Source organism: Bradyrhizobium genomosp. III (assembly GCF_000261705.1).
Taxonomy (GTDB): Bacteria; Pseudomonadota; Alphaproteobacteria; order Rhizobiales; family Xanthobacteraceae; genus Bradyrhizobium; species Bradyrhizobium ottawaense.
This window is the reverse complement of the sequence record NZ_AJQF01000072.1, coordinates 1-6894: the sequence shown is the minus strand read 5'-3', so window position 1 is coordinate 6894 and position 6894 is coordinate 1. Positions and strand designations below refer to the sequence as shown.

The window sequence follows — 6894 nt, the reverse complement described above, 5'->3', positions numbered from 1 at the left end:
CCGCCAGTGCCGCGCCCGGCACGGCGGCGATCGCGCCGACATGCTGGTCACGCGCGATCTTGCCGAAGCCGACGATGGCGATGCGGAGTTCCGTCACGATCCCTCTCCAGATTCCACGGAGGCCGGCGCGGTCTCGATGACCGTGCCCTCATGGCGATGCATGCCGTTGTGAATGACGAAAATCATCGCCTCAGAGGCGGCCTCCGCATCGCCGGCCGCAATGGCATCGACGATCTTCTGGTGCCAGAGCAGCACCGTGTCGCGGTCTTCCAATTCGACCGGCGCACTCAGCAGGAACGAGGCGCGAAGCGCGGCCTCGATGACGTGACCGATCGAGCGCATGAACAGGTTGCCGGAGGCGCGCGCCACGGCGACGTGGAGTGCGAGGTCGGCATCGGCAAAGCCGACCGAATCGGACGCTTCGAGCCGCATGCGGTCCATGCTGCGCCGAAGCTCGGCCAGGTCCTCCTCCGACCGCTGCGCGGCCGCCAGCATCGCCGCGCGCGGCTCGACCGCGAGACGGATCTCGGCGAGGTCGTTGAGGAAACGCTTGTCGATGCCGGCGTCCAGATGCCAGGCCAGGACGTCGGCGTCGAACATGTTCCAGGCGGCGCGTTCGCGTACGACGGTGCCGACGCGCGCCTTGGTGGTCAGCAGGCCCTTGGCGACCAGGGTCTTCACGCTCTCCCGCAGCACCGGCCGCGACACGCCGAACATCGCGATCATCTCGGCATCACCAGGCAGGCGAGTGCCCTCGGCGTAGCGGCCGGCGATGATGTCGATGCCGATCGAGCGGGCGACCTCCGCATGGTTGGAGTGAGCCCGCCGTGTCGGGATGACGACGATGCGCGATGTCATGTGGCGGCTCCTGCGCTCTTCGCCAGCGGCCGGCGCGCGAGCGCGACCAGTCCCTGCTGCAAGGCAATAAAGGCGAACAGCAAGATACCGGTCGCGATCTTGGTCCACCAGCTCGACAGCGTGCCGTCGAAATTGATGTAGGTTTGGATCAGGCCCTGGATCAGCACGCCGAGGAAAGTACCGATCACCGAGCCCTGCCCGCCCGTGAGCAGCGTGCCGCCGATCACGACGGCGGCGATGGTGTCGAGCTCGACGCCGACGGCGGAAAGCGAATAGCCGGCGCTGGTGTAGAACGAGAAGACAATGCCGGCGATGCCTGCGAGCAGGCTCGACAGCATGTAGATCTTCACGGTCATCTTGCCGACCGCAACGCCCATCAGGCTCGCGGTCGTCCGGCTGCCGCCGAGCGCATATACATTGGCGCCGAACCGGGTGAGATGCAGCAGAAAGGCTCCGCCGATCACGATCGCGAGCATGATGATCGCAATCGCCGTCAACCGCCCTCCACCCGGCAATCGCAAGGCGAAGTCCGACACGGTCGAATAAATAGGCGCGGTGATCGGTATGGATTCGGTGGAGAGCAGGAAGCTCGCTCCGCGCGCCAGGAACATGCCGGCGAGCGTCACGATGAAGGGTGGCAAATCAAAGACATGGATCACCGCGCCCATCGCCGCACCGAAGGCCGCCGAGAGTGCGAGGACGGCGACGAAAGCAACCAGCGGCGGCATGCCCCAGCGCTCGATCGCGAGCGCAACGAAGACCGTGGTGAAGCCGATCACCGAGCCGACCGAGAGATCGATGCCGCCGGAGATGATGACGAAGGTCATGCCGGCCGCGACGATGCCGAGGAAAGCGTTGTCGGTGAGGAGATTGCCGACGACGCGGGTCGAGGCGATGTTGGGAAACTGCACCGCGCAGGCTGCGAAGCCCGCGACCAGCACGATCGCCGTAATGAGGGCGGGCGGCAGACCTCTCATGCCTTCGTCCTCCGCAGCCGCGCAGAGATGCCGGCAAAGCCGGTCAGCTTCGGCGATTGCAACAACAGCACCGTGAGCACCACTACCGCCTTGACCAGCAGGTTGAACTCCGGCGGATAGCCGGACAAAAGGATGCCGGTGTTCATGGTCTGGATGATCAGCGCGCCGAGTACGGCCAGCACGAGGCTGAAGCGGCCGCCGAACAACGAGGTGCCGCCGATCACCACGGCCAGGATCGCATCGAGCTCGAGCCAGAGGCCGGCATTGTTCGCGTCTGCCCCCATGATGTCGGCCGCCGCGATCACGCCAGCCAGCGCGGCGCAGACGCCGCACCAGACATAGACCGACAGGATCATCGCACGGGTGCCGACGCCGGCAAGCTCGCTCGCCCGCGCGTTGCCGCCGGTCGCCTCGATCAGGAGCCCCAGCGCCGAGCCACGTACCACCGCGCCGGTGAGGATCAGCATGCCGAGCGCAATCACGACCGGTACCGGCAGGCCGAGCACCGAGCCATTGCCGAGCCAGACCAGATCCGGCGAGGAGAACGTCACGATGCGTCCCTCGGTGATGAGCTGGGCGATGCCGCGTCCCGCCACCATCAGGATCAACGTCGCCACGATCGGCTGCATGCCGAGTACCGCGACAAGGAAGCCATTCCACAGCCCGCAAATCAGGCCCGCGCCGAGCGCTGCCGCCAGCACGACGGCCAGACTGTGAGTGTCGGCGAGGCTCGCCGCGATCGCGCCCGCGATCGCCATGACGGCGCCAACCGACAGATCGATGCCGCGCGTCGCGATCACCAGAACCATGCCGAGTGACAGCAGCGCCACCGGCGTGCCGCGGTTGAGCACGTCGATCAGGCTGCCGAACAGACGGCCGTCCTGGAGGCGCAGGTCGAAGAATTGCGGCGACACAACACGGTCGACCGCGAGGATGACGATCAATGCGAGGATCTGGGCAAGGCCGCGGCGCGGCAACAGCGCTGTCATGTGTGGGCCTCAAGCGCAACAGCGGCGCTATCGGCGGCAATGGCCGCGAGAATGTTGCCGACGTCGACCGCGTCGCCCGCGAGCTCCTCGACATGGGCGCGGTCGCGCAGCACCACGACGCGGTCGGAATAGGTTACGATCTCATCGAGCTCGGAGGAGATCACGAGCAGCGACAAGCCGTCGTCGCAGAGCTCGCGGATCAGGCGGATGATCTCGGCATGCGCGCCGACGTCGATGCCGCGGGTCGGCTCGTCCAGCACCAGAAGCCGCGGCGAGGTCGCGAGCCAGCGCGCCAGCAGAACCTTCTGCTGATTGCCGCCGGACAACAGGCCGACGGGGCGCTCAGCATCGGGCGGACGGATGTCGAGCATCTTGACGTAGCGGCGCGCGATCTCGTCCTGCTCGCGGCGCGACAGCGGCCGATGCAGGCCGCGTTTGGCCTGGAGCGCGAGCACGATGTTCTCGCGCACCGTGAGCTCGGCAACGATGCCGTCGGTCTTGCGCTCCTCCGGGCAATAGCCAAAGCCGTGGCGTACGCCGTCGCGAGGCGACTGCAGCCGCACCGGCACACCTTCCACCCTCGCCTTCCCGCCATCGGCGCGCTCGGCGCCGAACACTAGCCGCGCCGTCTCGGTCCGGCCCGAGCCGAGCAGGCCGGCGAGACCGACGACCTCGCCATGGCGCAGCTCGAGATTGAACGGCGCGACATAGCCGGCCTTGCCGTAATTCTCGAAACTCGCGCAGATTTCGCGCACCTTGTGCTCGCCCACTGATGCGCGTGCGCTGGTGGTCTCGGCCAACTCGCGGCCGAGCATCAGCCGGATCAGCTCGAGGCGCGGCAGCGAGGCGGTCTCGCGCTCGCCGACGAGGCGACCGTTGCGCAGCACGGTGATGCGATCGGAGATCTCGTAGACCTGGTCGAGGAAGTGACTGACGAAGACGATGCCGATGCCGCGTTTCGCGAGCTGGCGCATGATGCCGAACAGGATCTCGACCTCGTGACGGTCGAGACTCGCGGTGGGCTCGTCCAGGATCAACACCCGCGCGGAGAGATCGACGGCGCGCGCGATCGCGGTGACGTGCTGCACGGCGACCGAATAGTTGCCGAGCGGCGCGGCGACGTCGATGTCGAGGCCAAACTCCGCAAGCAGCGCCTTGGCGCGGCGGCGCATCTCGCCCTCGCGCACGATGCCGAAGCGTATTGGCTGGCGATCGAGGAACAGGTTCTGCGCCACCGACAGGTTCGGCAGCAGATTGACCTCCTGGTAGACGGTGGCAATGCCCGCTGCCAGCGCTGCCTTGGCCGAGCGCGGCGCGACCTCTTCACCGCCGATCCTGACGATGCCGGCGTCGCGTGGGAATACGCCGGTGACGACCTTGATCAGCGTGGACTTGCCGGCGCCGTTCTCGCCGAGCAACGCATGGATCTCGCCGGCGCGCAGCGTGAAGTCGACCTCCTGCAGCGCGCGCACAGCGCCGAAGCTCTTGCTGATCCCGCGCACCTCAAGAAGGGGCAGAGCAGGATCGGGGCTGTTCTGCATGGCAAATTCGCTCCCACGGGTGCCCGCCATTGAAGCGGACACCCAGCCTAGTCGTTCGTGCAGCGGTTTCGAAGGGGGCGACGGACCACCGGAAGCGGTCCGGCGCGGCGCCCGCCTCAGTAACCGAGGCCCTTCTTGCTGTCGTAGATCTTCTGCGGATCATCGGCGGCAGTATAGAGCTTGGACTCGGTCTGAATCCACTTCGGCGGAACCGTGCCCTTGCCCTTGAAGGCTGCGACGGCATCCAGTGCTGGGCCGGCCATGTTCGGCGTCAGCTCCACCGTGGCGTTCGCTTCGCCGGCAACCATCGCCTTGAAGATATCGGGGACCGCGTCGATCGAAACGGTGAGGATATCCTTGCCGGGCTTGAGGCCGGCTTCCTTCATCGCCTGAATCGCGCCCACCATCATGTCGTCGTTGTGGGCGTAGACCGCGCAGATGTTCTTGCCGCCGCCTTCGGCCTTGATGAAGCTTTCCATCACCTCCTTGCCCTTGGCGCGGGTGAAGTCGCCGGTCTGGCTGCGCACCACCTTCAGGTTCGCGTGCTTGGCGATGGCGGTGTCGAAGCCTTTCTTGCGGTTGGTGGCGACGCTGGCGCCGACGGTGCCCTGCAGCTCGACGATGTTGCAGGCCTTGGCGCCGACTGTCTTGGCCAGCCAGTCGCCGGCGACCTCGCCCTCATGCACGCTGTCCGAGGTGACCGCGGTGAGATAGAGCTCCTTGCCGGACGGATCGATGTCGCGGTCGAGCAGCACGACCGGGATCTTGGCTTCCTTGGCCTCCTTCAGCACCGAGTCCCAGCCGGTCGAGACCACGGGCGCGAGGAAGATCGCATCGACGTTCTGCGCGATGAAGGAGCGGATCGCCTTGATCTGGTTCTCCTGCTTCTGCTGCGCGTCGGCGATCTTGAGATTGACCTTGCGCTTGGCGGCCTCCTGCTTGGAGACCGACGTCTCGGCCGCGCGCCAGCCGGATTCCGATCCGATCTGCGAGAAGCCGATGGTGAGCTCGGCGGCATTCGCGGGCAGCGCGAGCAGCAAGGCGGCCGTGGCGCTGGCCGCAAAGAGGGCTTTGAGGATCATCAGGCGAGTCTCCCAAGATGTTATCCGGGGCGCCTATTGGTAACATGGCACCCGCAGGCCGGCCTTCGAGGCGGCGGGAGGGACTATTTCACGGAAGAAGAGTTCCGACTAGTCATATTATTTTACTATTTAGAGGAAATCGCGCCGAGCGGCGGCAGGCGGTTCTAAGACACGCCAAGCGCGATTTTGTTCCCCCGATGCAACGGGAAGATGAAGGAGGTTTGTAGGTGAGTCCAGCCACGGACAACCGTCATGGCCGGGCCTGTCCCGGCCATCCACGCCTTACCTCGCCTGACAAAGAACGTGGATGCCCGGGACAAGCCCGGGCATGACGGCCTCATAGACGTTCGCGTGGGAGGTCAGCTGCGAGACGTGAAGCGCTAAATCAGCTTCCGCTGCGCCAGGTTCTTCATCAACGCACCGATGCCGAAGGTCCAGGGCTCGCACTCGTCGCTGGTGCGCATGCGGTTGACGAGCTTGCCGAGCTGGGGCGCTGCGATCGTGACGATGTCGTCGCGCTTGTGGGTGAACCCCTGCCCCGGCGCATCGCGATCCTTGACCGGCGCGAACATCGTGCCGAGGAACAGCACAAAGCCATCAGGATATTGATGCACCTTGCCGATGGTCTGCTCGACCAGATCGGTCGGATCACGGCTGATCTTGCTGATCGAGGAATGGCCGTCGAGAACGAAGCCGTCCGCCCCCTTCACGTTCAGGCTGATGTCGAGCTTGCGCGCATCGTCGAGCGTAAAACTGTCGTCGAACAGGCGCAGCAGCGGTCCTATCGCGCAGGAGGCGTTGTTGTCCTTGGCCTTCGACAGCAGCAGCGCCGAGCGTCCTTCGAAGTCGCGCAGATTGACGTCGTTGCCGAGCGCGCCGCCGACGATCTTGCCGCGGCTCGACACGAACAGCACGAGCTCCGGCTCCGGATTGTTCCAGGTCGATTTCGGATGCAGGCCGGCATCCATGCCGGTGCCGACCGAGGACATGGTCGGCGCCTTGGTGAACACTTCGGCATCGGGACCGATGCCAACCTCGAGATATTGGCTCCAGGCGTTCTGGTCGATCAGCACCTGCTTCAGATGCATCGCCTGGTCGGAGCCAGGCTTGAGCTTCGACAAATCATCGCCGATCAGCCGCGTCACTTCCTTGCGGATCGCTTCGGCCGAGGCCGGATTGCCCTTTGCGCGCTCCTCAATCACGCGCTCCAGCATCGAGATGGCAAAAGTGACGCCGGCAGCCTTCAGCGTCTGCAGGTCCACGGGCGCAAGCAGCCAAGGTTTTTGGCGATCGCGCTGGTCCGGCGCCGTGTTGGCCACGATGGCGTCGAGATCGCCGATGCGCTCGCCCTTGGTCAGGCTCAGCGCCTTGGCCGGGTTGTCCTCTTCGCAGAGCGCGCTGATGGTCGGAAATCTTGCGGTGACGTCGAACACGCCGTCGCCACGGA

The 6894-nt window shown here is 65.7% G+C and carries 6 protein-coding genes and 1 pseudogene; all 7 read right to left on the bottom strand.

Annotated elements, in window-relative coordinates:
• Window positions 1-97, bottom strand: a pseudogene (locus IC66_RS48160) (gfo/Idh/MocA family oxidoreductase); the annotation flags it as partial.
• Window positions 94-858 (bottom strand): FadR/GntR family transcriptional regulator, encoded by a 765-nt coding sequence (locus IC66_RS0107135; RefSeq protein WP_038947151.1) that lies wholly within the window; start codon window positions 856-858, stop codon window positions 94-96. The pseudogene IC66_RS48160 and the gene IC66_RS0107135, both read right to left, overlap by 4 nt.
• A complete protein-coding gene (gene yjfF / locus IC66_RS0107130; protein WP_038947150.1) occupies window positions 855-1835 on the bottom strand; it encodes a galactofuranose ABC transporter, permease protein YjfF in 981 nt (326 codons plus the stop codon). The genes IC66_RS0107135 and yjfF overlap by 4 nt, the downstream gene beginning before the upstream one ends.
• A complete protein-coding gene (locus tag IC66_RS0107125) occupies window positions 1832-2824 on the bottom strand; it encodes an ABC transporter permease (protein ID WP_038947149.1) in 993 nt (330 codons plus the stop codon). The genes yjfF and IC66_RS0107125 overlap by 4 nt, the downstream gene beginning before the upstream one ends.
• A complete protein-coding gene (locus tag IC66_RS0107120) occupies window positions 2821-4365 on the bottom strand; it encodes a sugar ABC transporter ATP-binding protein (RefSeq protein ID WP_038947148.1) in 1545 nt (514 codons plus the stop codon). Before IC66_RS0107120 ends, IC66_RS0107125 begins: the two co-directional genes overlap by 4 nt.
• A gap of 116 nt (window positions 4366-4481) precedes the next feature.
• Window positions 4482-5447, bottom strand: a complete 966-nt coding sequence (ytfQ, locus tag IC66_RS0107115) for a galactofuranose ABC transporter, galactofuranose-binding protein YtfQ (RefSeq protein ID WP_018315902.1) — start codon at window positions 5445-5447, stop codon at window positions 4482-4484.
• A 380-nt stretch (window positions 5448-5827) separates the two neighbouring features.
• The coding region (locus tag IC66_RS0107105) for a fumarylacetoacetate hydrolase family protein (protein ID WP_038947147.1) at window positions 5828-6894 on the bottom strand (1067 nt) is incomplete at its 5' end.

What these genes read in the sequence shown, in the direction of transcription:
- IC66_RS0107135 (WP_038947151.1), bottom strand. Translation starts at nt 858, where the DNA reads ATGACATCGCGCATCGTCGTCATCCCGACACGGCGGGCTCACTCCAAC.
- IC66_RS0107120 (WP_038947148.1), bottom strand. Translation starts at nt 4,365, where the DNA reads ATGCAGAACAGCCCCGATCCTGCTCTGCCCCTTCTTGAGGTGCGCGGG.
- IC66_RS0107125 (WP_038947149.1), bottom strand. Translation starts at nt 2,824, where the DNA reads ATGACAGCGCTGTTGCCGCGCCGCGGCCTTGCCCAGATCCTCGCATTG.
- ytfQ (WP_018315902.1), bottom strand. Translation starts at nt 5,447, where the DNA reads ATGATCCTCAAAGCCCTCTTTGCGGCCAGCGCCACGGCCGCCTTGCTG.
- yjfF (WP_038947150.1), bottom strand. Translation starts at nt 1,835, where the DNA reads ATGAGAGGTCTGCCGCCCGCCCTCATTACGGCGATCGTGCTGGTCGCG.